The following is a 25,604-nucleotide window of genomic DNA, read 5'->3' as shown; positions in this document are numbered from 1 at the left end:
GAAAGCAAAAAAACACGATTTTTTATCGTGTTTTTTATTACATTTACTAGCGAAATTCATTGAGCACTCAGCTGCTAAGACATGACTAACAAACGATATGAATAAACTAATGGCTACCTATTAATATCTGCTGGTCTGCAGTGGTCTTGGTCAGCTCTAGGTTTTGGATAAATCGTCCTTCAACATCAGTGATGGTAATCTGCCAATCATCTATCAAAACGCTCTCGCCTTCTAGGTCGCCGACATAACCGAGTGCTTGCATGACCAATCCGCCCATCGTGTCGACATCGGTATCATCGAAACGGCTACCAAGCTCATCATTGCAGTCTTCGATGACGGTAGACGCTTGGACACGCCATGTGTTCGGCTTTTCTGGATCTGCAACGATGTTGTTGATGTCGCTGTCTTCATCAAAATCGTCATGCTCATCCACGATGTCACCGACGATTTCCTCAAGCAAGTCTTCCATGGTCACCACACCGCCAAAGTTACCAAACTCATCGACGACAATCGCCATATGAACTTGCGTCCGCTGCAAAGAGCGTAGCAAAGTATCTGAGCGCGCAGTCTCACTAATATAGAGCGGCTGACGTACTAGGTCTTTGAGACGTTTGCTATCGATTTTGTCTTCTTGGTTACGCACCATATGAACCAAAATAGGAATCAAATCTTTGGCCAGTAAGATACCAATAACGGCATCATCATCTTGACTGTCAAAAACAGGATAGCGCGAGTGCGTGGTCTCAAGAATAATGTCCATCACTTCAGCAAGGCTGGTGCTTTCGTGAATACCAATCACTTGCGGGCGTGGCGTCATGATTTCGCGCACTTGGGTTGCTGGTAAATCGAGTACGCCTTCTAGCATATCGACCGTATCAGGCTCTAAGAACTGGCGCGAGTCTTGTACCAGACGAATCAATTCGTCACGGGTCTCGGGGGCGGTCGATAGCCAGCGTTTTAAGCCGCGCATCGACCAACTACTCGGGCTGGGAGTGTCGTCAGACATGGTGGTGTGATTTAACCTCTTTAGTTAATGGCAATTAAAATAATCGTGAATAAAAACAAGTAGCGCCTAGATGGGGACAAAAGTAGCAAATAAAATGGCTGATTTATCATTAGTTGATGATTCAATCGTAAACATGCCAGCACAAATTAGCTTCACTTTATCGCAAGGCTCACCGACATTCAACGACAAATTCACTCAATTTGTATTGTCAGCGTGTTATAAACTTTGCTATGGTCAAAGCCTTTATTTAGCAAAACAAACCCTATGTCGCTACGTTCTCTTTTTTCTCTTTTTTCTCGCTTGCTCTCGTCGCGTTCACGCCGCCATCCTAAGGATCGTAGCGTGAGCGATGGCGTAGTAGATAGCAAACAGCCAAAATCCACATGGCGACATCGGCTCGTGTCTTTTTTGATTGCTATTACTCTGCTCCTATCGGCAGTATGGTTACTGCTAGCGATTTGGTACCAGTACGGGATAGGCTCTATAGTGACCTGGCTTTTCACCATTGTCATCACAAGTTTACTAGGAGCACTGCTGAGCACCCGCTATTGGCGTGCCGTCACAAAAATACTGTATCGCCATACCTCAGCTGACAACACAGTGACTAATAATAAAGCCACTGCCAATAAATGGCTCGTCGGACTATACGGCGTGATTTGGTTTATGGGTGTGGGCTGGTTTTTTTCTATTGAGCCCAAGCAGGATCGTGACTGGATGGCTGAGGTCGATCAGCAAGTCGCTTATAAGCGCGATGCGACCAATCCTAATTTGATTACGTTAACCAATGTCCGCAACTTTGATTGGCGTACAGATACAGAAGCAACCGCGCACTGGGATACTCGTACGATTGATTTGTCCAAACTCTCAGGCATCGATGTGACCAACTCTTATTGGATGGGACCACTCATCGCTCATACTTTGGTTAGCTTTCGTTTTGAAGACGATAGACCACTTGCCTTTTCCTTTGAGATTCGTAAAGAAGATGGTGAGTCGTTTTCAGCCCTTGCTGGGTTTTTTAGGCGTTATGAGCTGAGCCTGATTGCGGCAGAAGAGCGTGACATTATCTATACCCGTAGCAACGCGCGCGGTGAGCAGGTCTATCTATTTCCCATTAGCAACTTGCAGCAGCATGAAGTCAGATCGTTATTTGAGTCCTACCTGACTGCCATTGATGAGCTAAATAACAAGCCAGCTTGGTACAACACGTTGACGAGCAACTGTACCAATATTATCTTTTATATGGCGCGTATCGTCAGTGGCGATCGCTTGCCATGGGATTACCGGATTTGGGTCTCTGGGTGGTTACCCAACTATCTATACGATGTCGGTATGCTCGATGCAGCGCCCGAACAGCCCGATCAACCTTGGTCGATGGATACATGGTATGAGCGTACTCATATTAATCCAAAGTCGCTCGGTTTTGACAATCTGCACTCCACTGGCAATAGCCATGCGTTCTCACAGCAAATTCGTCAAGACATTCCACTACCGCCACTCGCCCACTCTCAATCTAGTGCCGAGGCAAAAGCTAAGTCTACTGCTCAGGCGTCTAACTAAGCATCACTCTACGAATAAATGAAGAAATAAAAGTAGCGTGGTATTTTGCTAAGGGTTAACCCAACTGACCACCCGTGTCTCCATCTCTTCATCAGACAGACTGGTTTCAGACACACAGCGCCCTGCAACGCCGACATTAGCAGCGCGCATCTCGTGTTGTGTTACCACTGCATCCTCAGTCAATAATAAATGCCAGCTTGGCAGATTCTGTCCTTTATATAACCGCTTGTAAGCACAGTGCGATGGTAGCCACATCATGTTGGGCAAGTTGTCCATGGTGAGCTGAATGCAATCTGGGACATAGTCTTGACGCGTCGCATAATGGCTACAATATCCGGTCGCACAGTCCATTAGCTGGCACGTGACATCGGTATATTCAACCAGCTCTTCGTCTACATTGCCATCCTCATCTTCATCGATGTATTTGATCAAACAGCAACTGCCGCAGCCATCACACAAGGCTTCCCATTCGCTATGATTCAGCTCGTTCAATGCAAATCGCGACCAAAACTGCACGCGCAGTGGCTTAGACTTAGAACCAACATTAGAGTCGACATCGCCGCTATCAGGAAACAAACTTATCGAGTGCATAGGCTTTGTATCTGAATCCAGACCTGAGTGCAAGTCTGGTTTGTCATCATTTTTGTTTAACAAATTTATAGTCATAAGGTCGCAGTAGCATTTTGATAAAGAGCGTTACAGTATTATAGCTGTTTTTGCTAGACATGGGCGTTAAGGTAGTACGAGTTAGGAACGCGAACCATCACAGTGACAATAATTAAAACTCATAACATAAAAAAGGACAATAATATGTCAATTAAGACTTTTGAATTAATCAGTACGACCGAAAACGGTATCGAACTTATCAGCTATGTTGCACTGCCAGAAAATGCTTCAGATGATAACCCAGCAGCAGGTATTTTGGTCGCACCAGAATGGTGGGGCGTGGTCGATCATCCAAAATCAGTAGTAGAGCGTTTGGCTGAAGCAGGCTACGCGGCAGTCGCTATGGACGTCTATGGCGAAGGCAAACTAACTACCGATGCTGCCATGGCCAACATGTGGATGGAGCAAGTATTGGCTGATCAAGACATGCTCATGTCACGCTGCCGTCTGATTTTGAACGACTTTAGCGATCAGCTATCAGTTGATGGTGACAATCTAGGCGCAATCGGTTACTGCTTCGGTGGTAAAGTTGTCCTTGATATGGCGCGCGAAGGCATGCCATTAAAAGCCGTTGCCACGTTCCATGGTAACCCAACCCCAAAACAGCCAGCAGACAAAAACTTTGCTGCAAAAGTACTGGTCGCTCATGGCCGTGATGATTCAATGGTATCGATGGATGCTATCGAAAGTCTAAAGTCAGAGCTGGATGCTGCTGATGTTGATTATACTATCGATGTCTATGACAACGCTAAGCACGGCTTTACCAACCCACACGCCGATGAGCGTGCTGCGAACAACGAAGTAGACCTTGGCTATAACGAAGCAGCTGCTAAGCAAAGCTGGGAAAATATGATTGAGTTTATGAAAGCAAACTTGGGATAAAAGCAGTTTGATATAAAACTTATCAAGAAGGGCAGTTTAACTATTTAAGCTGTCCTTTTATTTTGCGTGTGTTTTAGCCACTATTTTTGAGGAGCGTTATCAGACCAGTCTTGTACTTCTTGTCAAATCGCGTCATTATCATCTTACTATCCGTTGGCTTGAGTGACGAAGATGTTATATCTATTGGTGACCCAGCTCGGCTGGCTGGCTTTTACGATTCTATTGATTGTGGTAGTCGCGTTATACACTAGGACAACTCGAAAAATCGAGCATCTACGCCGTGATGTGACGAAACTACAAGCTGAGCTTACACAGCAAAAAGACCTCAGAAAGGACGATAGTATAAGTAGTATGACTGCCTCATCTACCGGTTTGGCTGATGACAGTGTTCATGTGCGCAGGTCTGTTGCTGAAGATATCGCAACTGAAAACAATGCACCTAAAAATAGCGCGACTGAGCCCTCTAATATCGTTGCGACAAACAACGCTAATAAGAGTACAACTTTTGATTCACAACATCAGTCAACAGCAGATACCTTATCATCCACATCATCATTTACGTCGTCATCCACGTTACCGCCACCATTGCCAACGATGGTACCGGCATCAACGTCAACGTCAACGTCAACGTCAGCCAAAAATAACATATCGGGCGTCGCTAATGATCACCCTATAGATAATCCTTACTCAAAAACAACTGCGTATCAAGTGCCCGTGCCGAGCGCACCAACTGCCCCAATTGAGCCTGATGAACGCTCACTACCTATCGTCACATCACTCATTCATTCCATCAAAAACTGGTTTTTCGGTGGTAATCTTGTTGTGCGTGTCGGGGTATTGGTACTCCTCATCGGCGTGGTATTGCTACTGCGCTTATTGAGTGAGTATATCGAGATTTCAATTGCCACAAAGCTGATAGCCGTCGGTCTCACAGGATTAGCACTGTCAGCACTTGGATTGAAGCTCACGGCAAAACGCTTCTCGTATGGCATTACGCTACAAGGCGCAGGCTTAGCGATTGCTTATTTGAGCACTTTTTTTGCCTATAGCGTCTATCAGATCATTCCAAGTGTACCGAGCTTTATCGGGCTAGGGTTATTGTCTGCGATTACGATTGCTTTAGCCGTACGCCAAAATGCCTTTCCTTTAGCGTTATTGGCATTGTCTGGTGGATTTTTTGCACCAATTCTGACCAGTGACGATACGGGGAGTTTAGTCACCTTATTCAGCTATTATCTATTGTTAAATGTCACGGTTGCCGTTATTGCTCATTATCGCCCATGGAAAATCCTAAATTTATTCGGTGCATCGGTGACGTTTGGCTTGGCCTACTACTGGGGTGTCAGTGAAAACCTGAGCGCTGTCATAGAGTCGCAGCGTTGGTCACTTGTGACACTGGTTGCGTTACATTGGCTGCTTTATTTATTTGTCGTCATTCGTTATGCGCAGCAAATCATTACTTACAATACGCTTAATGACCAGAGTCTTAACCATACAGATGATGCGAACACGCTAGGACATTTGGACAAAATACCTAAAAGTAATTACCCCTACCTATTCCCCATCGATACCGGGCTGCTGTTTTCAGTACCGATTCTAGCTTTTGGCTTATTTGCTGCCTTACTCGATGACATTCCCAATGCCCTAACCTTTACTAGTACAATTTTGGCAGCGGTGTATCTCGGACTAGGCTGGCTGTTTGTCCAGCGTAGTGGGCGCTATGCACTCATTACTGAAGGTATGCTGGCATTGGGTTTTGGGTTTTTAGCGCTGGTAATACCGCTGGCGCTGAATGCTGAGTGGATTGCTTTTGGGTGGTCAGTACAGGGGCTGGCATTGGTCTGGTTTGGCAGGCGCTCCTTACGGTCATGGTCCGTGTTATTTGGTTTGCTTTTACAGCTTGTTAGTATCGGCATGCTCTTGAACACCGCGATATTCTCTATCAAAGACTATCCCGTCTTAGCCTTTAGTATCTCAGCGATTGCTTATCTGGCGAGCGTCTTTATCTTACGAGTTAGCAACTCCCCTGTTATGCTCATGACTGGGCTCAATAATAGCAACACTGATGGCAACAGCAATAAGCATAACGCGGCAACTGCCTCAGAGTCGGTTACTCGTTACGCCCGTACGCTTGGTGTCAGCACCCAAGCTGCCCAGCAATTGCTAACCTCTATTGATAATCAAAGCCGCGCATTCAAGCTTGTTTGGCACAGTCCTAGACTAATAAAATTTCTGACAGTGACGGCCATGGCGTGGGTGTTACAAGTGCTTATGCTTGATCTTCATCATTGGTTTGATATTTGGCAGTTAGAGACCACAGTCATTGCACTAGCTGCACTCATTAGCCTAACGACCTATTGGATGATCAATCGCTATCGCCCATGGGCGGAGATCCGGCAGTTTAGTCGTGGATTGCTACTATTGTTTTGTCTCATGCTAGTGGTACAACTCCCACAAAAGTTTGAGCTCAATTTGACATGGACGACAACAGAGTGGCTGGTATTCGTAGGTTTGATAATCGGCTGGCTCATGATAGGTCAGCTATGGCTAAAATCATGGTCTGATATCTGCTCTGATACAGGGTCTAATAATAACAACGCCTCACGCTATACGGCTATTAGCTGGCTGGGCACTGGTATCTTACTGATTGCTGCCGCTGCGCATTATGGCCTACCAGACTCTGATGGCATCATGGCAGTATTGAGCTCAGCTGTACTCATTTTGACTGGGCTATGGCTCAGTCATCGTGATCTCAGTCATCGTGATCTCACTCAAAGCGAAAAAAATCCGTCAACCAATAAAGCTTCACAACAAGGGCTACTGTATTGGTTTGACTGGCAACAGGCACTACGAGGATGTGCTGCGATCTTTGCGCCCATTGCTTTATTCTGGATTGTCATGACCAATTGGTCTTATGACGGTGTAATTTGGGACATGTCTTATTTTCCATTATTCAACCTATACGACATTACCTCATGGTTGACGCTATTGGTTGGTTTTAGTCTTTATTATATAAACTGGCGACACCGAGACAAAGACCCTATCCAATCAGATACAGTCACCAAAACCAAGCAGATATTCAATGCTGGCAGTTTGCTAATAGTACTAGGGTTTATTAGCTTTTGGCTGATATCCAGTATGTTAGTTAGAACGCTGCATGCCTTTATCGGTACACCGCTCTGGGACGGTACTGGCACTCAAGGCGGTGCATGGCAAAGTGAGCAAGTGCAAACAGGACTGACGATTTTATGGACGCTCTTGGCATTGGTCGCCACCATTATGGCGAGTAGCTACTGGCAGCGTGCGCTTTGGTTTATGGGTATTAGTCTGTTAGGCGTCGTCGTGCTCAAGCTAGTCTTGGTAGATTTGTCACAGACTGAGGCAATTTGGCGCGTGATTTCCTTCCTTGGTGCGGGTAGCTTGATACTATTGATTGGTTATCTTGCGCCTTTACCACCAACCACCAAGGAAATAGAAAATAAGAATCAAGAGTAGTGGCGTACCTGGTCAAGCGAGCGGATCAAGTGAACTGGTCAGGCGAAATTGTCCCGTGAATACATAGGTTCTGTAGTAAACTGACGACTATGAATAAAGACAATGCCAAAAGTTACCAAAATCGAGCACTGTCTTTAATGCAATATTTTATGAATAAAAAGGTTATGAAAGACAATGGATAAGAGAACAAGCATTCAGTGGTTCCCTGGGCATATGAACAAAGCCCGTAACGAAATCAAAGAAATCATGCCGCAGATGGATTTGGTCATCGAGGTCATTGATGCGCGTATCCCTCATAGTAGTGAAAACCCGATGGTTGCAGCACTACGCGGCGAAAAGCCTGTCATCAAAATCCTGAATAAAGCCGATCTTGCCGATCCAGAATTGACCCAAGCGTGGATGGACCATCTTGAGCAGCAAAATGGTGTCAAGGCCATTGCTTGTGATACGGAGAAAGCAGATGACGTCAAACGCATCATCGCCATCTGTAAGCACCTCGTACCCAACAAAGTCGGTACTGGCCGTCAGATCAAAGCGATGATTATGGGCATCCCGAACGTCGGTAAATCAACACTGATCAATACGCTAGCAGGACGCGCCGTGGCAAAGACAGGTGACGAGCCAGCCGTGACCAAGTCGCAGCAGCTCATCAAGCTTGATGATGATATTATGCTCTACGATACCCCTGGTATGCTATGGCCAAAAGTTGAAAACGAAAACTCTGGCTATCGTCTAGCCGCAACGGGCGGTATCCGTGATACGGCGTTTGATTTCGCTGATGTGGCAAGCTATACCGCTGAGTACCTCATGCACGCCTATCCTGAACTGCTAAAGACTCGCTACAAAATTGAAGAACTGCCAAAAACCGATTGGGAGTTTTTTGAAGTAGCGGGTCGTAATCGCGGCTGTGTGCGCGCGGGCAACCAAGTCGATACGTACCGCATGTCTGAGATTCTCATCAATGAGCTGCGTAGCGCGAAGATTGGGCGTATGACGCTTGAAACCCCAGCCATGATTGAAGCGGAAGAAATTGTCGTCGCTGAACAGCGCATCGCTGCTGAAGAGAAGCGTAAAGCCCGCGAGGAAGAAAAACGCTTACGTCGTCTCAAAACGCGGAAGAATCGGAAGTAGATTTAATAAACGTAAGACCAATCATGTAGAAGTGAAAATTTTCCCGTCAGGCAAAGAAACCAACCCTAGCAAATAATAAAATACCAACCCATGTTTCTTTGCCAATGGTGCAATTACTCTAGCAGCTTCGTGCATGTTATTATCTGGCAGCGGCAGAGAGACAGCAAATGTATTCTGTAGCTGTGCATGAGCGACCGTTGCCCCAAATGCTAATGAAAGCTCAAATGATAAATCACCTTCCTGAGCCAGTTGTTGTAACTCAGTGGCGAATTTTAATATGTTTTCGCTATGAGCGCTGACTTCTACCTCTAGCAGCTGCGGTAGTAATACACCTGCACTATCGTAAGAGATAGGCAGATACTCATCGCCATCATCCAAACTTGCATCCCAAACATAAAACAAAGTATATTCATTCATAACTGGTTACTCCAATGGCTCTACGGTAGATAAAATCTCTAAAAGCATATCCCAGCGCTCATTCATTCTATTCTTAGCATACTCGTTTGGTGAGTTATCTATCAGATCACGATACTGGGTAACCAATTCATCAAAGTCCTCTCGACCCGCAAGTTTGGCTAAAATAAGGTGTTTATCCACACTCTCACCATAGCTGTGCCCTCTTGCAATCCTATCATGCAGTAACAAAAAAAGTTGATTATAGCTGTCTATTTTATCTGCTTCATCCAGTTTACTGGCAAACTCAGTATTGATAAATTCAGGAATCTGTTTTTGCTTATCTGTAAAGCTTCTATCGCATACATTAATATAATGTAGCTTTAAATAAGGAAACTGCTGTCTAAGTTCAGTTGGCGGCGATACTTTGTCATAAATCTCTTCAAACGCTGGTGATACAAAATACGCATGAATTTTTAATCTAAAATAGCCGTTCTTACCTTCCGCTCCTCCGGTTAGACGCACATGACCATAAGGCATGGCCTTGGTACAACCATCAACGTTGAGAGAGTCAATAACATTAGCGCTTGTTACTTGGCTACGCTGGTAACCATAACGTTCTAAACAATCATGCATGAATGGGTGCAGTATTTTTTCGAAATCTTCTCTATCTCTGGGAACGTCTATCTCTGGCTTATAGAGGTCGGCAGACTGTTTTGCCAGCGCCCGCTTTTCTTTTAGCAGTGCCATACCTCTTGCGATGTTAGGCGGATAGATCGCACCATTTGGATAGGCGACCATACCCCGAGTGTCATAAAACACTAGCCCTAATTCTTCACATAAAGGGGCGATAACATCTAACGCTTCACCGTGCAGTGCTTCAGGTGTGGGTATGACTACGCAAGCGGTCTTAGGATGCGCTTTCATCTCTAAATTTGTATTTGCGTAGGTTTCATAAAAAACTTCTGAATAATCCAAGGTGCTGGCTTCGTCCACGAGACGATCTGCCAGCTCAATGATATTTGGGCTGATAGTATCCACTGGCTGCTGGCGCAAAGCTTCAAAGTCGTGCGTTGCTTGTTCCCATGAGCTGTCTTTACTTGGTGTACAAGTAATTTGATGGATATCCCAAACGAAAAAGGTTTGTGCTGACAAGATACTATCTCCTAAACTATTAATGAAAACATTGGTTTTACTTATTATTAAACTGAAAGTGAAGAACACGTAATAACTAACTAATACTCTTCTTTAAAAACAACAGACCATTGCATAGCCAGCCAGCCCACCCCATAAATTAGTTAACCTTTTATGGTCTAATATTTTTTATTAATTGACAAGGATTATTCTTGCCTACTTTATTCTCTCAACCTGAGTCATCTCTAAACTCTTTCGCCCCGCGCCTTCTCGATTGGTTTAGTGATAACGGTCGCCATGATTTGCCGTGGCAACAGCACCAAACTGATACGCCCAATCCTTATATTGTCTGGTTATCCGAGGTCATGCTTCAGCAAACACAAGTCACCACCGTATTACCCTACTTTGCGCGTTTTATGGAGACGTTTCCGACCGTGCAAGATTTGGCTGCGGCAGACTGGGATGTGGTCGCTGAGCACTGGGCAGGGCTTGGCTACTATGCGCGCGCACGTAACTTGCATAAAGGTGCGAAGCAGTTGGTTGCAGTGATTGATGAAACGGGCGAGTTCCCGCAGACACTCGCAGGTTGGGAGGCGATTTCTGGCGTTGGACCATCAACCGCAGGCGCCATTATGGCGATGGGATTACACCGTTATGGCGTCATCTGCGATGGCAATGTCAAACGGGTATTGACGCGCTGGGCGGTCATCGATGGTGACATTACCAAATCTGCCACAACCAAAGAGTTATGGGCATTGGCAGAGCGACTGACACCTACAGAGAACTCAGGATTGTTTGCGCAAGCCATGATGGATATGGGCGCGACATTATGTACCCGTAGCAAGCCTGCGTGCCTGTTATGTCCATTGCAAGCCGACTGCCTAGCACATGCCGAGGGACGCGAAACTGATTACCCCGTCAAAGCAAAAAAGCAGCCCAAGCCAAGCAAATTTAGCAATGCATTGCTGATAGAAAGTGCAGATGGTGAAATATTATGGCTGCAACGTCCTGACAACGGTATTTGGGGTGGATTGTGGAGCTTACCATTACAGTTTGTAGAAAAAGTTGATGGTAAGACAAGTAGTAAAGCCACTGGTAAGACTGATGCTAAAAAACCAGTGAGCGATGATAAGCCAACTAATATACCAAGTGACATCCGTAGTCATGAAAAAGTATACGAAGCCGAATTCACCACGGCTGAGCAAATTATCAATGAATGGTTGACGAAGAATAAGCTAGCCGCACAATCAGTCAGTAAGTCATTGCTTGATGACGCTCCTATTAAGCACTCATTGACTCATTTTCATTGGTATTTGACCCCGCAAAAACTCACTGTGGATGCCGCGCAAATACTAGAGCTTAATGAGAAATTAGCAGCGGCCGAGATTGATTTTAAATGGCTCACCGAACAAATAGCGCAGGATAGTTTAGGACTGCCTCGTGCGATGATTAAGATCTTAGAGTAAAAATTGGTATAAAAAACTGAAATAAAAAAAAGCGACTCACTATAGACAGTGAGTCGCTTTTTTATGGTGGCAATGTAAAGGTAGCTGAAACTAAGAATCTTAAGACTTTGGCACACGCAAGCGCATTAGACCTTCTTGCTGCACGGTTGCGACCAGTTTGCCTTCTTGCCAAAACTGCCCATGGTTCAACCCTTTCGCATTAGAAGTGGTGTCACTCCACATGTCGTATAGCATCCATTTATTCAAATCAAACTCACGATGGAAATGCATCGAGTGATCGATACTAGCGGCTTGTAACCCACTGGTCATAAAGCTCACGCCATGTGACATCAGCCCCGTGCCAACCAAATAAAAATCCGACGAAAATGCCAATAGTGCTTGCTGAATCGCTACTGGCTGATTCCCAAGCTTATGAATACGTAGCCAGTTTGCCTGTTTGGGTTTCATAGGTTCTGGGCTAATCGGGTTACGCGGCTTAACGGGTTTTATCTCGACATGACGGCGGCGCATAAATCTTGCTTTGAGCGCTTCTGGTACCTTACCAACGTTCTCTTCTTTTAACTCTTGCTCGGTCAGCAAGTCTTCTGGCGGTGGATAAACAGGCATGTCCTCTTGGTACTCAAGCCCTTCCTCCATCGGTGAAAACGAGGCAATCATCGAAAATATCACTTGCTCAACAGGCGGCTTACCACGTACTTCTTTATACTGAATAGCCGTCACTTCGCGTGCAGAGAGGCTGCGACCATCACGCAGACGGCGCACTTGATAGATCACTGGTTGATTGATATCCCCGCCGCGCAAAAAGTACCCATGCAGTGAATGACAGGGCTTGTCTTGCTCCAAGGTATGCGCGGCTGCCATGATCGCTTGGGCAAGCACTTGTCCACCAAATATACGACTGCCCACATAGTCATGGCTTTTGCCTTCAAAGACATCAGGGGTAACTTCAATAAGTGCGATGGTAGCCAGCAGCTCATCGATCAGTTGTGAATTATTGGACATGACGATATGTTTCCTTATTTTTATCAACAACACCCAGCATTCGAAAATAAGCATCTAACCATATCGACGCGATATAACTGCTGCGCTTGCATGTAAAATAACATAAGATCACTTGCTAACAGACACAAGCGATACTGTAGAACGAACATACAACGGTAGCTAACAGAGCCATCGCTACATATTTATTTTCGATAGAAAAGGTAAACATCTTACCCAATATCTATAGCTTTGACTAGCTACTGTCGGCTTACTTGCGAGTGTTGCTTTGCTGTTTTTGCTCAACAAATAACGATTTATCAGTGTGTGTAAGTAGTATGAACCAAAAAAACGAGATGTCTGATAACATCTCGTTTTTTGATGGTTTCAACGATAATACTGCACTATCTATGGCTTGACGGCGACCAGCACACGAATAGAGTCCGGTACCAATGACAAGTTACCAAGCGCTTGCTCGCCTTGGGCCTTGAGCTGTTCTAGACGCTCAATCTCTTCAGGACGTACGTTTGGATTGATAGTTTGCAGATGCTTGAGACGTTTGATCTCGCGCGACCACTGCTGACTAAAGCGGCTACTGGCTTGCTCACCAATCTCAGCGATCTGCGCGCGTGCGATATCTTCAGCTTCATAGTAACGCTGCTCAATCACATCGCTGCGTACCTTGATGACTTGGCGGGCACGGTTTTTGTCCAAACGCTCAATATGCGGCATGATCATATCGGCACTAATACGAGCAGATAAGTCACTGCCTTGCTCACTGATAAAGACGCGGATGTTTTGTGTGGTCAATGTCGCAGGCAAGTTAAGCAGCTTTGGTGCGATGGCTTCAACGCGGAAGTTGACCTCTAGCAGTACCATGCCTTGCGGGACAGCAGCGCTTTTAAGCATAGCCACAGTGGTATTACCAAAGGTGCTAGTGCTCGCCAGCTCATAGATGGCGCGCATCAACGGATGCTCATGCGTGATAAAGTCGATATCTTCACGCTGCAGCGCTTGCTCACGCTCAAATGTCAATGTCATACCATCTTCATCGCCAAGCGGCAACCCGTCGATATAGTCACTAATCTCTGTGCTGTCGATAGGCGCGATAACCCACGAGCCATCACGCTGGATGTTATGATCGATATTGGCAGAGGCAAAGAAACGCTCAATGAAGTGCGGTAATAGATTGTTGCCATCAAAATCGCGCATAGCGTCAGCGATACGACCAGCGACACGCGGGCGACACGAGTTGTACTCTAACAGACGATCGCGACCCGCTTGCAACTGCGCTTCAAGCCCCAGTCGCGTTTGCAGCGCTTCATCGACAATGTCTTGTAAAATGACATTGTTTTCAGCGGTGTCAGCGCCTTCAAGCATAGGCTTAAGATCTTGAATATACTGCTCTTGTACGCTTTGTGCGGTTGGCGATATTTGGCTAAACATGTTCAGCGCATCGTTGTACCAGTGATACAGACGCTCTTGTGCCGTACCTTGTACGTAAGGGACATGCAGCATGATCTGCTGGGTTTGTCCAATACGATCTAGGCGACCAATACGCTGCTCTAGCGTATCTGGATTGGCAGGGAGATCCCATAGTACCAGTTGGCTTGCAAACTGGAAGTTGCGACCTTCTGAGCCAATCTCCGAGCACAATAGTATCTGTGCGCCTTCACTATCGGCAAAGAATGCGGCGGCTTGGTCACGCTCTAGTAGCGTCATCTGCTCAGTAAAGATAGCGGTTTTGATACCGGCATGTAGGCGCAATACCGCTTCTAGGCTCTCTACGGTTGCACCACTACGCGCGATCAACAGCACCTTTTGCTGCTTAAGCTCACCGCGTAGGATATCAATCAACCAAGAAACACGCGGGTCGTCCTCTAACCAGCCACCATCTGGTTGATTTTCTTCACCCCACAGCTGCTCACGCAATTTACCATTGGTTTGATAGCTGTCACGCCATGCTTCAGGCAATGGTAGTGGATGCGGCTGGCTACTACGGCCATAGAATCCCTTGACACTCTCACGCGTATTACGGAATAAAATACGACCCGTACCATGACGATCTAGTAGCTCGTTGAGCGCATGCGTACGTAGCTTGTCGTCATCGTTGATCGAAGCCAGCTCATCAATACTGATGTCCAATAGACTACTCAGAGCAGCGATTTGACCTTCATTTAGCGGCTTGTCTTCTATCAAGACACCAGCCACAGCTGCCGTCTCCTCAAAAGCAGCCTGACCATCGATGAACTCATCTAGATCATCGAAACGGTCTGGATCAAGTAGACGTAGACGGGCAAAGTGACTTTGCGCACCAAGCTGTTCTGGTGTTGCGGTCAGCAGCATAACCCCTGGGGTCTCTTCTGCAAAATCTGCCACCAGATCATATTGATCATTACCGCCCTGTGCTTCATCCCAATGCAGATGATGCGCCTCATCAACGACCAGTAGGTCAAACCCTGCATCCATCGCTTGATCATACAGATCAGGATGGTCTATCAATAGATCCATACCTGCGATGATGCATTGCTCAGTGGCAAAGACGTTTTGCTCAGGGTCATGTTCTTTGATAGCAGCCGTACGCACCAAATCAAACAGCGCAAAGTTTAGGTTAAATCGGCGTCGCAGCTCAATCATCCACTGATACTGCAAGCTATCTGGCACTAAAATGAGCACGCGCTCAGCCTTGCCTGTTAGTAGCTGCTGATGGATAATCATACCCGCTTCGATGGTTTTACCAAGCCCCACTTCATCAGCCAATAGGACGCGCGGCGCGATACGCTTACCGACTTCGTGCGCGATATAGAGCTGATGTTCGATGATATCGACGCGCGCACCCATGAGACCTTTTAGCGGATGACCTGCCAGTGCTGACTGCATACGCAAGATATCTTGGCGCAGCTCATACCAGTCACCACGTTCGATACGACCAGCAAGCAGACGCTCAAGCGGCTTAGCCAATGTGATATTGGCAGCCAAACGGGTCTCCATGATGCCTTTTTCGTGCTCATCAACGCCGTACTTGAGTACACCCATGACTTCATCGACAGCATTTACGGTGTAGCTTCTGCCATCTTGGTCATAGATGGTATCGCCCACTTTGAACACCACGCGCGATAGTGGCGCAGAGTTTTTTGCGTAGACGCGTGTCTCTTCACTTTGTGGAAATAAAATATGCACACATCGATCATCGACGTCGATAACCACACCTAAGCCAAGCTCAGATTCCGTATCAGATAAATAACGTTGGCCAACGGCGAATTCAGTACTGTGCAATGAAGCAATAGAGATAGTCATAGGGCGATGTCTTTTGTACTCAGATAATTAAAAATTAGATAGCAATGGTGGCTTTTGATAGCGATAAGATTACAAACCATGCACAGCATCAGTGAATGTGAATGCAATATTGTAATCTTGGTAAAACCAATCTTAAGAAAACCAATAGCTAAGCCATACCATTATATAACGTTAGCGGCTAGATGAGTGCGTTAAGTTGAATTTTCAAGAGGTCGATTGTGATACCCATAATTTTATGAAGACTTCAGACCAAATCAGCCTGGGTAGATCGGTTTATGATATAAATTACTTTGTTTTTAGCCGCTTATGTCTACGGCGATAGCATTTCACGAATTGGTTTTTGACTAAAAATATTAGCGTGCTACATTAAGCCGATAATGATTTATTTGATGAATGCTTATGTAAAGTGATTTGTTCGAGCATTGTCTATATAAGACTGACCTATATGACAACAATAAATAAGGAGCAACCATGCAAGCCGTTTTTTTAGACAAAGGTACTTTTTCTGACGGTATAGATCTGCCCGCACCAACAGGCGTGAGCGATTACGTCACTTATAATGACACACCAAAAGATACAGATGTCATCATCGAGCGCTGTAAAGATGCCGATATCATCATCACCAATAAAGTCCAAATCAGCGCTGAGGTAATAGCACAGCTCCCTAAGCTAAAGCTTATCCAGTTGACCGCTACTGGCATGAACAATGTCGATCGTGATGCTTGCGATAAACACGATGTGGCCCTTTATAATGTCGCAGGTTACGCGGTAAAAAGCGTCCCTGAGCACACCTTTATGCTGATGCTAACTGCCATGCGTGCCGGTATTCACTACCATCAAAAAGTCGCTGATGGTACATGGCTAGCAAACGGCAATTTTTGCCTGTTAGATATTCCGCTGATAGATTTGGAAGACAAGACGCTAGGCATTATTGGTATCGGTACGATTGGCAAGCGCGTAACCGAGATCGCACGTGCTTTTGGCATGACAGTATTATGGGCAGAGCATCAAGGGCGCCCGCCTCGTAGTGATGAGTACACGGCATTTGATGACGTGCTAGCACAGGCTGATGTGATAAGCCTGCATTGCCCGCTAAACGAGCAGACCGAGCATCTCATTAATAAAGACACTCTGGCAAAAATGAGCAAACAACCACTCATCGTAAATGTGGCTCGTGGCGGTGTGGTCGACAGTCAGGCATTGACCGACGCGATTAACAACGAACAAGTTATCGGTTATGCCAGTGACGTGTTCGAACAAGAGCCTATTGCTAAGGACGACCCACTGCTCAGTCTCAGTGACCATCCGCGTGTTATCTTTAGTCCGCACAATGCTTGGGGCAGTAAAAGCGCACAAGAGACTTTATGGCAGATGTTGAGCAAACAGGTGGCTGAATTTATTGACAGTCACCATTGAAAACGAACATCAATAGCGACTGTCATACACTGATCAGCTACTAATGACTAAACCGCAACCAGTCGTCTTTTATTTTGCGGTATTTAAGCATGACATGATCGCTAAGATAGTTATTGGTCACGTACCACGGGTAGCGATCGCCTTGCTTAGGCAGTCTGTCTTTTGCACGCCTGACATATCCAGATGACAGCGAGCCCATCACCGTGTCTGTCTGAGCACAGGCAGTAGCACTCGCTGTCTTTGCCTGTGGCAGCGCGACTTGGTAGCGGTTTTTATGCATGTAGCTCAGTAGCCTTACCAAATACTGACACGCCAAATCGATTTTCAGCGTCCACGAAGCATTGGTGTAACCAAATAAAGCCGCCATGTTAGGTATGCCCTCGATCATGACTGCCTTATACGTCATGCGCGTGCCGATATCGATAGCTTGACCATCGATAGATACCGCTGCGCCGCCCAGCATTTGCAGTTTCAAACCCGTTGCAGTGACAATGATATCAGCATCGAGATGCTCGCCTGATTGCAGCAGGATACCAGTCGTGGTAAAACGGTCGATCTGATCGGTCACCACCGCTGCACGTTTGCCTTGCAAAGACTCAAACAAATCACTGTCTGGTACGGCGCATACTCGTTGATCCCAAGGATCATAGTCAGGCATGAAATGCTCGACATCAATATCGCTACCTTTTAACTCTTTTTTCACGCCACTCTTGAGTACAGCTCTCATCAGCTTGGGCGCGTGAGTCGCTAATTTATATAACCCTTGCTGCCGTAGCACATTGCGTGCACGCAGCGCTGTATAAGCTTGCTCTTTTGACAAGGGTGAAAATTTACCTGATAGCCAATCCATAGCATAATCATCGCCTGGCACACTTGCCACATAAGTTGGCGTCCGCTGTAGCATCGTGACGTGGCGTGCACACTGATCACTATCTTCATCCACCATCGCAGGCAATAACGTCATGGCAGTCGCACCGCTACCGATGATGATTACTTTTTTGTCGTGATACTTTAGATCATTCCAGTGCTGTGGATGGACAATATGCCCACGGAAGTCCTCTTCGCCATCAAAATGAGGTCGATACCCTTGCTCATAGTCGTAGTAGCCCGTAGCACCCACGACGAACTTTGCTGTTTTGACAAATACCTCTCCGCTGGCATGATTTTTTATGGTTGCTGTCCATAACTGATCAATGCTCGACCATGCTATCTGCTGGACTTCATGCTCGTAGCGGATATGATCTGTAATACCAAACTCGCGCGCCGTATCAGCGATATAACGCTTAATATCGCCCCCTGCTGCCAACATTCTATAATCTAGCCACGGCCTAAAGTTATAGCCAAAGGTGAGCGCATCGGAGTCAGAACGAATACCAGGATAGGTAAATAAGTCCCACGTACCGCCAAGATCAGCACGTTTTTCTAGTACGACAAAGCGCTGCGAGGTCTTTTTCTTATCGACTGATTTGTTCTGCCTTTGCTTTTTTATGCTCTTGTGACCAAATAAATTTGTGTGCTGTAGTTGCTGTAAACGGCAAGCCATGCCAATACCAGCGATACCGGCGCCAATAATCATGACTTCATAATCGGCTGGCGCATTCAATTTTTTGCTTTTACGTCTAAGACGTTTTTTGATACCTTGTGCGGTGTTGTTAAGCATGTTCTCATCCTTGTGTGCATAACTGATACTCTGTGACTGACTTTGAGGCCATAGCTATTATGGCCTCTATTCATTTCCCTTTACAAAATCCAACGCCCTAAAACACAGAACCTAACGCCCTAAAACGGACATGGGCTTTCCCAATCCATCCAAGCACCCAATACTGGGTGTTTTAACCGTAATTGCTGCGCATGTAAGTTCAGCCTTGGTGCAATCTTGAGTGCCGCACCTTCAGCATAAATCGGATCACCAATCATCACGTGACCTGCATGAACCATATGTACGCGCAACTGATGACTGCGACCCGTCACCGGTTTGAGCATCACTCGAGTGACTGCTTCACCATTACACATTTCGTGCGCTATGACTTCATACAATGTTAATGCATGTTTTGACCAGTCGTGATCGACGATATGACGCGGTTTGGTAGTCGGCTCATAACGCACTGGTACGGATATCTTACCCGTTGCACCCACCTGCTCCCATTCGCCAAAGACCCGCGCTTGATACTTTTTTTGTGGTAGACGCTCAATAAACTGCTTACTGATATTGGTTTGGGCTTCTGCATTTTTTGCAAAAATAAGCAGTCCTGAGGTATCCATATCCAATCGATGAATCAGCTTGACCACTGGATTGGCACGCGCAAGCCGAGCGAGCAGACTTACCTTTAGCGTTTTGCCATCGACACTTAGCAGCCCTGCTGGTTTATCAACTACCCAAATATCATCGTCCTCATAAACAGTGATTTCTTGTGCGAAATTCTTGAAAAACTCGAGCGGATAAGCATTTTCTTGGGCGTTAAGGGCGTTGACTTCTTCATCGGTAAAAGGCATAAAATTAACTACTTATGTAAATTGGATTAAATATGTGATTTTGATTGATGTCGTTTTGATACGCTAGCGCTGTGGTTACTATTCTCAAAATATTATTGTTTGATACCGAAAGCAACCACTGCTAGATGATTGACAGGTGCTCAAAGAAATGCATTATTGTCACAATGGTGATAGTAAGTAACAGGGAAAACCTAAGCGGTATCATTCTGTCTTGATTTATTGTGCTAATCGTAATTGTTAAACAATTTAACCGGCCTGTATCTGTCAAGCATGAGCAAACATGTTAATATAATGGCACATTTTCACCCCTTCTAAACAATTCTTTAATCATCAATCGATTCATTATTAAACCAATATGCACGTCGATATGTGATGATAGAAGTTACAAAACAAGAGAGATAAATTATGTCAGACCTTATTGTACATACTACCGACACAGACTTTGATCAAGACGTTCTACAATCAGACGTACCTGTACTGGTAGACTTCTGGGCACCATGGTGTGGTCCTTGTAAAGCCATTGCCCCTATTTTAGAAGATCTAGCAACTGAGTACCAAGACAAAGTTAAAATCGTCAAAGTAGACGTGGACAACAACCCACAAGCAGCAAGCCGTTTCGGTATTCGCAATATCCCAACGCTATTTGTATTCAAAGACGGCGAAAAAGTTGATTCAGTAATGGGTCTACAACCAAAAGCTGAATTGGCTAAAGTTCTAGACAAGCATTTATAAGCCGAATGCAGTCGCTCTAAACTATTTGGGGCAAATAAGTAGAACACGTGAAAAGCCATTATCTGAATCAGATAATGGCTTTTTTGCTTGTTTTTTGTGCAAAAAACTTGATTATACGAATTTTTTGGCAAAAATTATTGACAATGCTATTGTGAAGACCGTATAGTCTGCTGACAAGAGAAAACCAACTGTTTTCCTAGTATCTTGTCGCTATTCTCCTCGTGTTTATCAACAAAAACACAATCGTCATTATAAACACCATTGCTGAACAAAATGACTAAACGCAATTACTGATATTGAGTTTTTGACGCAGACTCTTATGTAGCCTTTTTTATCCCTATTTCTTAAGACCTTGCATCTACCGATCGCAATGCGTCCATAAGCAGACATGCATAACCAAAACTACATAAACCACAGCGCTGTACAACTACCCTCTATCCTCATATTACTGTTATTTTAATCACTGTCGTGATTTGTGCTGCTAATGGCATCTCTCATCTGATCAATTGCTAATGACCTATCTATGAATCTAACTGAATTAAAGAAAAAATCAATCTCTGAGCTATTGGCTATCGCCAAAGAAATGGGTCTTGATAACATGGCGCGTAGCCGTAAACAAGACATTATCTTTGCTATCCTAAAAACTCACGCTCGTAACGGCGAGGCTATCTATGGCGATGGCGTACTTGAGGTTCTTCCTGATGGCTTTGGCTTTTTGCGCTCATCAGAAGGCTCTTATTTAGCAGGTCCTGATGATATCTATGTCAGCCCTAGCCAGATTCGTCGCTTCAGCCTAAAAACTGGTGACAGTATCGCTGGTACGATTCGCCCACCAAAAGATTCTGAGCGTTATTTTGCGCTTCTTAAAGTCGGCGAGATCAACTTTGATACACCAGACCGCTCACGTCATAAGCTGATCTTTGAGAACTTAACGCCCCTATTCCCAACTGAACAGCTAAAGCTTGAGCTGGGCAACGGTACTACTGAGGATTTGACGGGTCGTATCATTGACCTAATCGCTCCGATTGGTAAAGGTCAGCGCTCTATCATCGTTGCACCGCCAAAAGCGGGTAAAACGATGTTATTGCAATCTATTGCTCAGTCCATCACGCGCAATAATCCTGAATGCTACCTGATTGTACTTTTGATTGATGAACGTCCAGAAGAAGTGACCGAGATGGAGCGTACCGTGCGCGGTGAAGTGGTTGCCTCTACCTTTGATGAGCCGCCACAGCGTCACGTACAAGTGGCTGAAATGGTCATCGAAAAAGCCAAGCGTTTGGTTGAGCATAAACAAGATGTGGTCATTTTATTAGATTCGATTACTCGTCTGGCGCGAGCTTATAACACAGTCATACCGTCATCAGGTAAGGTCTTGACTGGTGGTTTGGATGCCAATGCTTTAGAACGCCCAAAACGTTTCTTCGGTGCTGCGCGTAACGTCGAGGAAGGCGGAAGCTTGACGATTATTGCCAGCGCATTGATCGACACTGGTAGTAAAATGGACAGTGTTATCTTTGAAGAATTTAAAGGAACGGGTAACCAAGAAATCACGCTTGAGCGCGACTTGGCCGAAAAACGCGTCTTCCCTGCGATTAATATTAAAAAATCTGGTACGCGCCGCGAAGAGCGTCTATTGGATGAAGATAAGCTGCGTAAGGTATGGATCTTGCGTAAACTACTACAGCCGATGGATGGTGTCCAAGCGACTGAGTTCTTATTAGATCGTCTAAAAGAAGCAAAAACCAATGACGAATTCTTTGAGCAAATGAAACGTAAATCACAGCATTAATTTGCATACACTTTGCTAGCGCTGTTTTTGTAGCCAACTCAGATTAAGACCACTACTAGGTGGTCTTTTTTTTGCTTATCTAAAACTCAGCGTACTCGCTATCATACTATTACGTCAGTTATGTCACCTAAGAAGGTATCAACACGATAAAGTGTCAATATAGAAAAACACTAATATAAATAGGTGCTCATACGTGTAAGTGCTAGCTTGATGATACAGTCTGGCAACATCGATTACATGTTATTTGCAAAGTTTAGCGTTTTTACTACGACCAATAAGTTGTTAACCGACTATTATGGCAGACAGTAGAAATATATTTGAAAATACGATGGGTACTGCTTTTTAAAAGTTCTGTATTCTAACTTGACGACTCAATAGGTGATAATATGAAATTTGCTAAAACAATCGCAATGACTGCAATTACTAGTTCAGCACTAATTATGACTGGCTGTAACTCATACGGTGGCATGAGCAACACTGCGAAAGGCGCAACTGCTGGTGCTGCTGCTGGCGCGCTTATCAGAAGTAAAGGCGACAGTAAAGATATCGCTCGTGGCGCGTTAGCTGGTGCAGCTATCGGCGGTGCTGGTGGTTATGTTCTTGATAACAACTAATAGTACTTTACTCTGATATTGTCTGACTATTAGGTTGGTAATATCAGATACAAGACATCAAAAAAGCCTGCAATTGATTGCAGGCTTTTTTAATGTCTTTATTTTAGTGTTATATGTGAGCTGTGGTTTTTACGAGTTAGTATATTTCGCTTTTAGCGCACGCTACTAATAGTCCTAAAGTGCACCACTAAAGGTATCGCAAGATTGTACGTTACCGCTCTCCAGACCACGAGTAAACCATTCCACACGTTGTTGGCTGGTACCGTGAGTGAAGTTATCAGGAACAACTGCCCCGCCGCTAGCTTGTGCCAGACGATCATCACCGATTTGACTGGCAGCATTCACAGCTTCATCAATATCACCTGCTTCTAAAAACTGTACGCGCTCTTGATTGCGCTGCGCCCATACACCAGCAAAGCAATCTGCCTGTAGCTCTTGTAATACTGATAATTTATTAGATTGTGCTTGCGTGACTTGCTGACGAGCTTCATTAACTTGCTGACTGATACCAAGTAGCGTTTGCACATGGTGACCGACTTCATGTGAGATGACGTAAGCCTGCGCAAAATCTCCTGCTTTGCCTTGGTTCTCTTGACTACCTGACCCTTGCTGATCTCCTGAGATACCAAGGTTCTGACGCATCTCTACAAAAAACGAGGTATCTAAATAGATTGTTTGATCGCCAGGGCAATAAAATGGACCTGTCGCCGAACTGGCACTACCGCAAGCTGAGCTGACTTGACCATTAAAAAGAATTAGCGAGGGCTCTTTATAAGTACTGCCTCCTTCATTGAATATCTGATGCCATACTTCTTCTGTATCCGCCAGTACCACTTTTACGAACTGTGTATCCCGATCAGTACTGGTCGCAGGCTCGGTAGAGGTCCCATTACTACCACCACCAGCAACCACCTGACCTGTTTGTAATGCGGTCATTGGATTGACGCCAAAGACTAGCCATAAAATTCCAGCAATAATAATACCGCCGATACCGCCGCCTATCATCTTACCGCCACCCTTACTGGATCGTACGTTAGAGCTACCTCGTCTGCCTTGCCATTTCATAGTTTGTTCCTCAAATATACGATATCTATAGTCATTCGTATTGGTTATTCATTATGTGATACAGTTTTTAGTACAAAGTTTCCAATTGGTTTTCTGTTCAGCCATCTGATATTTTCGTTAGATACTCTAAAACGAGCGATTCTAAAATACTTCAGCTGTCTTTGTCCCTCATAGTCTCAAGAACTGATATATTTTCTTATACTACTTATAGGTAAAACGCCAAGAATAATCAAAAACCATGGTGAATATTAAGCACCTAACACTTTCTTGAGTAGGCTGATGTCATTGATTATACGTCGATTAATTTTATTTGTTGTATTAAAAATACTATCAGTTAGACAAAGTAAAATATTATTGAAAATATTATTGTTACTTAATTGTACAGCCTATTCCTATTTACATAGAAAACATATAGAATGCGTGAAAGCTGAGTAGCTGTAACTGAGACTAGCTGGATTCTGAGAAATCTTAGAATTCAGCCTTTATTGCTGCTACTGCTCATTTCATTTTTCCGGAGAAAACCTTATGAAACTTAAATTACTTGCTCTAGCTGGTATCATGACTGCAACTATGGGCTTAACTGCTTGTGATAGCAGCACAGAAAACGCTGCTGAAGATCTATCTGACGCACAAGAAGAAGTGCAAGACGCATCTGAAGAGCTAAACGAAGCTGCTGCTGAAGGCGAAATGACTGCTGATGCTGAAGCTGCTGTTGCTGATGCTGAAGCTGACATCGCTGATGCACAAGCTGCTACTGCTACTGACGAAATGGACGCAGAAGTTCCTGTAGACGGAACTACTACTAGCATGGACGTAGCTAGCGAAACTGATACTGCTGCTGTTGAAGCTTCTGACGAAGTAGTAGTTGAAGAAGCTCAGTAATTTATTGTTCATACAATAGATACACTGTAGTAAAAAAAAGAGAGCATATGCTCTCTTTTTTTGTGCCTAAATTATGGTGTCAATATCGCTTGCTATATTTGGTCCTTTGCTACTATAGCGATATCAGAACTATATATTATAACACTGATATAAAAGACCACAGTAGATGCTCTATAAAGTAATAATAAACGCTACCAGAGCATCATTTGAGCTCCTACTAAACAACACATCAAGTATCAAATAAACGCTCATCGACTTTTTGGCGAAACTTTTGTCCCGTTTTAAAAGTAACAACGCGGCGAGCAGATACAGCAACTGGCTCCCCTGTCTTTGGGTTACGACCGGGACGGCTGTTCTTATCTTTAAGCTCAAAGTTGCCAAAGCCTGATAGCTTGACCTCTTTGCCATCAATCAAACTATCTGACAGCTCATCAAAAAAGTTCTCTACCAAACAGCGACCTTCTTGGCGTGTTAGGTTCAGGTGACTCATCAAGTGCTCAATCATGTCAGATTTGGTTAAGGTGCTCACAGTACGACTCCTATGCTATGTCGTGATGTCGAATATCATGGTTTAGCGGTATGAGGTTAAGAGTAGTCATTATAAA

At 44.9% G+C, this 25,604-nt stretch carries 20 protein-coding genes; 10 read left to right on the top strand and 10 right to left on the bottom strand.

The window, feature by feature from the left end; translation table 11 throughout:
- Positions 1–106: 106 nt before the first annotated feature.
- Positions 107–1,006, bottom strand: a complete 900-nt coding sequence (locus AC5JP1_RS11275) for a CBS domain-containing protein (RefSeq protein WP_319051586.1) — start codon at positions 1,004–1,006, stop codon at positions 107–109.
- A gap of 264 nt (positions 1,007–1,270) precedes the next feature.
- Here AC5JP1_RS11275 and AC5JP1_RS11270 point away from each other — a divergent pair, with 264 nt between their 5' ends.
- Positions 1,271–2,563, top strand: a complete 1,293-nt coding sequence (locus tag AC5JP1_RS11270; protein WP_493844177.1) for an Lnb N-terminal periplasmic domain-containing protein — start codon at positions 1,271–1,273, stop codon at positions 2,561–2,563.
- Between the two features lie 48 nt (positions 2,564–2,611).
- Here AC5JP1_RS11270 and AC5JP1_RS11265 read toward each other — a convergent pair whose 3' ends face one another.
- On the bottom strand, positions 2,612–3,217 hold the full coding sequence (locus AC5JP1_RS11265) for a YcgN family cysteine cluster protein (RefSeq protein ID WP_493844176.1): 606 nt from the start codon (positions 3,215–3,217) through the stop codon (positions 2,612–2,614).
- 156 nt (positions 3,218–3,373) lie between these two features.
- Here AC5JP1_RS11265 and AC5JP1_RS11260 point away from each other — a divergent pair, with 156 nt between their 5' ends.
- From AC5JP1_RS11260 to ylqF, 3 genes are all read left to right on the top strand, one after another.
- Entirely contained in the window at positions 3,374–4,111 is a 738-nt protein-coding gene (locus tag AC5JP1_RS11260; protein WP_493844175.1) for a dienelactone hydrolase family protein, read from the top strand.
- Positions 4,112–4,282: 171 nt separating this feature from the next.
- On the top strand, positions 4,283–7,606 hold the full coding sequence (locus AC5JP1_RS11255) for a DUF2339 domain-containing protein (protein ID WP_493844174.1): 3,324 nt from the start codon (positions 4,283–4,285) through the stop codon (positions 7,604–7,606).
- Positions 7,607–7,780: 174 nt separating this feature from the next.
- Positions 7,781–8,737 (top strand): ribosome biogenesis GTPase YlqF, encoded by a 957-nt coding sequence (gene ylqF / locus AC5JP1_RS11250; RefSeq protein WP_493844173.1) that lies wholly within the window; start codon positions 7,781–7,783, stop codon positions 8,735–8,737.
- A 21-nt stretch (positions 8,738–8,758) separates the two neighbouring features.
- Here ylqF and AC5JP1_RS11245 read toward each other — a convergent pair whose 3' ends face one another.
- Complete coding sequence (locus AC5JP1_RS11245) at positions 8,759–9,154, bottom strand: hypothetical protein (RefSeq protein ID WP_493844172.1); 396 nt, start codon at positions 9,152–9,154, stop codon at positions 8,759–8,761.
- A 6-nt stretch (positions 9,155–9,160) separates the two neighbouring features.
- On the bottom strand, positions 9,161–10,285 hold the full coding sequence (locus tag AC5JP1_RS11240) for a hypothetical protein (protein WP_493844171.1): 1,125 nt from the start codon (positions 10,283–10,285) through the stop codon (positions 9,161–9,163).
- A 191-nt stretch (positions 10,286–10,476) separates the two neighbouring features.
- On the opposite strand from AC5JP1_RS11240, the gene mutY reads away from it, so the two are divergent.
- On the top strand, positions 10,477–11,730 hold the full coding sequence (mutY, locus tag AC5JP1_RS11235; protein ID WP_493844170.1) for an A/G-specific adenine glycosylase: 1,254 nt from the start codon (positions 10,477–10,479) through the stop codon (positions 11,728–11,730).
- Positions 11,731–11,829: 99 nt separating this feature from the next.
- Here the strand turns inward: mutY and AC5JP1_RS11230 are convergent, their stop codons facing one another.
- Complete coding sequence (locus tag AC5JP1_RS11230; protein WP_319051593.1) at positions 11,830–12,732, bottom strand: acyl-CoA thioesterase; 903 nt, start codon at positions 12,730–12,732, stop codon at positions 11,830–11,832.
- A 384-nt stretch (positions 12,733–13,116) separates the two neighbouring features.
- Positions 13,117–16,005: an RNA polymerase-associated protein RapA gene (gene rapA, locus AC5JP1_RS11225; protein ID WP_493844169.1), complete on the bottom strand. Its 2,889-nt coding sequence runs from the start codon at positions 16,003–16,005 to the stop codon at positions 13,117–13,119.
- Positions 16,006–16,476: 471 nt separating this feature from the next.
- Between rapA and AC5JP1_RS11220 the strand changes: the two genes are divergently transcribed.
- Positions 16,477–17,421, top strand: a complete 945-nt coding sequence (locus AC5JP1_RS11220; RefSeq protein WP_493844168.1) for a D-2-hydroxyacid dehydrogenase — start codon at positions 16,477–16,479, stop codon at positions 17,419–17,421.
- Positions 17,422–17,461: 40 nt separating this feature from the next.
- On the opposite strand, the gene AC5JP1_RS11215 is transcribed toward AC5JP1_RS11220, so the two are convergent.
- Positions 17,462–19,081 (bottom strand): flavin-containing monooxygenase, encoded by a 1,620-nt coding sequence (locus AC5JP1_RS11215; protein ID WP_493844167.1) that lies wholly within the window; start codon positions 19,079–19,081, stop codon positions 17,462–17,464.
- Between the two features lie 119 nt (positions 19,082–19,200).
- Positions 19,201–19,914, bottom strand: a complete 714-nt coding sequence (locus tag AC5JP1_RS11210; protein ID WP_493844166.1) for an RluA family pseudouridine synthase — start codon at positions 19,912–19,914, stop codon at positions 19,201–19,203.
- A 405-nt stretch (positions 19,915–20,319) separates the two neighbouring features.
- Here AC5JP1_RS11210 and trxA point away from each other — a divergent pair, with 405 nt between their 5' ends.
- From trxA to AC5JP1_RS11195, 3 genes are all read left to right on the top strand, one after another.
- Positions 20,320–20,646, top strand: a complete 327-nt coding sequence (trxA, locus tag AC5JP1_RS11205) for a thioredoxin (RefSeq protein ID WP_319051598.1) — start codon at positions 20,320–20,322, stop codon at positions 20,644–20,646.
- A gap of 523 nt (positions 20,647–21,169) precedes the next feature.
- Positions 21,170–22,438 carry a transcription termination factor Rho gene (gene rho / locus AC5JP1_RS11200; RefSeq protein ID WP_319051599.1) on the top strand — a complete coding sequence of 423 codons (1,269 nt, stop codon included), beginning with the start codon at positions 21,170–21,172 and terminating at the stop codon, positions 22,436–22,438.
- A gap of 386 nt (positions 22,439–22,824) precedes the next feature.
- Complete coding sequence (locus AC5JP1_RS11195; RefSeq protein WP_058023542.1) at positions 22,825–23,052, top strand: YMGG-like glycine zipper-containing protein; 228 nt, start codon at positions 22,825–22,827, stop codon at positions 23,050–23,052.
- A gap of 174 nt (positions 23,053–23,226) precedes the next feature.
- Here the strand turns inward: AC5JP1_RS11195 and ypfJ are convergent, their stop codons facing one another.
- A complete protein-coding gene (gene ypfJ, locus AC5JP1_RS11190; protein ID WP_493844165.1) occupies positions 23,227–24,117 on the bottom strand; it encodes a KPN_02809 family neutral zinc metallopeptidase in 891 nt (296 codons plus the stop codon).
- 525 nt (positions 24,118–24,642) lie between these two features.
- Here ypfJ and AC5JP1_RS11185 point away from each other — a divergent pair.
- On the top strand, positions 24,643–24,999 hold the full coding sequence (locus tag AC5JP1_RS11185; RefSeq protein ID WP_319051601.1) for a hypothetical protein: 357 nt from the start codon (positions 24,643–24,645) through the stop codon (positions 24,997–24,999).
- A gap of 229 nt (positions 25,000–25,228) precedes the next feature.
- On the opposite strand, the gene AC5JP1_RS11180 is transcribed toward AC5JP1_RS11185, so the two are convergent.
- Positions 25,229–25,528: an integration host factor subunit alpha gene (locus tag AC5JP1_RS11180; protein ID WP_058023539.1), complete on the bottom strand. Its 300-nt coding sequence runs from the start codon at positions 25,526–25,528 to the stop codon at positions 25,229–25,231.
- Positions 25,529–25,604 lie beyond the last annotated feature (76 nt).

Source organism: Psychrobacter sp. H29 (assembly GCF_059073055.1).
The sequence above is the reverse complement of the archived record's forward strand: the minus strand, read 5'-3'. Positions and strand labels throughout refer to the sequence as shown.

Bases quoted from the DNA above. Each gene is read 5' to 3' on its own strand.
- ylqF (WP_493844173.1), top strand. From the start codon at position 7,781: ATGGATAAGAGAACAAGCATTCAGTGGTTCCCTGGGCATATGAACAAA.
- AC5JP1_RS11220 (WP_493844168.1), top strand. From the start codon at position 16,477: ATGCAAGCCGTTTTTTTAGACAAAGGTACTTTTTCTGACGGTATAGAT.
- AC5JP1_RS11215 (WP_493844167.1), bottom strand. From the start codon at position 19,081: ATGCTTAACAACACCGCACAAGGTATCAAAAAACGTCTTAGACGTAAA.
- AC5JP1_RS11195 (WP_058023542.1), top strand. From the start codon at position 22,825: ATGAAATTTGCTAAAACAATCGCAATGACTGCAATTACTAGTTCAGCA.
- rho (WP_319051599.1), top strand. From the start codon at position 21,170: ATGAATCTAACTGAATTAAAGAAAAAATCAATCTCTGAGCTATTGGCT.
- AC5JP1_RS11275 (WP_319051586.1), bottom strand. From the start codon at position 1,006: ATGTCTGACGACACTCCCAGCCCGAGTAGTTGGTCGATGCGCGGCTTA.
- AC5JP1_RS11260 (WP_493844175.1), top strand. From the start codon at position 3,374: ATGTCAATTAAGACTTTTGAATTAATCAGTACGACCGAAAACGGTATC.
- trxA (WP_319051598.1), top strand. From the start codon at position 20,320: ATGTCAGACCTTATTGTACATACTACCGACACAGACTTTGATCAAGAC.
- AC5JP1_RS11210 (WP_493844166.1), bottom strand. From the start codon at position 19,914: ATGCCTTTTACCGATGAAGAAGTCAACGCCCTTAACGCCCAAGAAAAT.
- AC5JP1_RS11185 (WP_319051601.1), top strand. From the start codon at position 24,643: ATGAAACTTAAATTACTTGCTCTAGCTGGTATCATGACTGCAACTATG.
- AC5JP1_RS11230 (WP_319051593.1), bottom strand. From the start codon at position 12,732: ATGTCCAATAATTCACAACTGATCGATGAGCTGCTGGCTACCATCGCA.
- AC5JP1_RS11270 (WP_493844177.1), top strand. From the start codon at position 1,271: ATGTCGCTACGTTCTCTTTTTTCTCTTTTTTCTCGCTTGCTCTCGTCG.
- AC5JP1_RS11245 (WP_493844172.1), bottom strand. From the start codon at position 9,154: ATGAATGAATATACTTTGTTTTATGTTTGGGATGCAAGTTTGGATGAT.
- rapA (WP_493844169.1), bottom strand. From the start codon at position 16,005: ATGACTATCTCTATTGCTTCATTGCACAGTACTGAATTCGCCGTTGGC.
- ypfJ (WP_493844165.1), bottom strand. From the start codon at position 24,117: ATGAAATGGCAAGGCAGACGAGGTAGCTCTAACGTACGATCCAGTAAG.
- AC5JP1_RS11255 (WP_493844174.1), top strand. From the start codon at position 4,283: ATGTTATATCTATTGGTGACCCAGCTCGGCTGGCTGGCTTTTACGATT.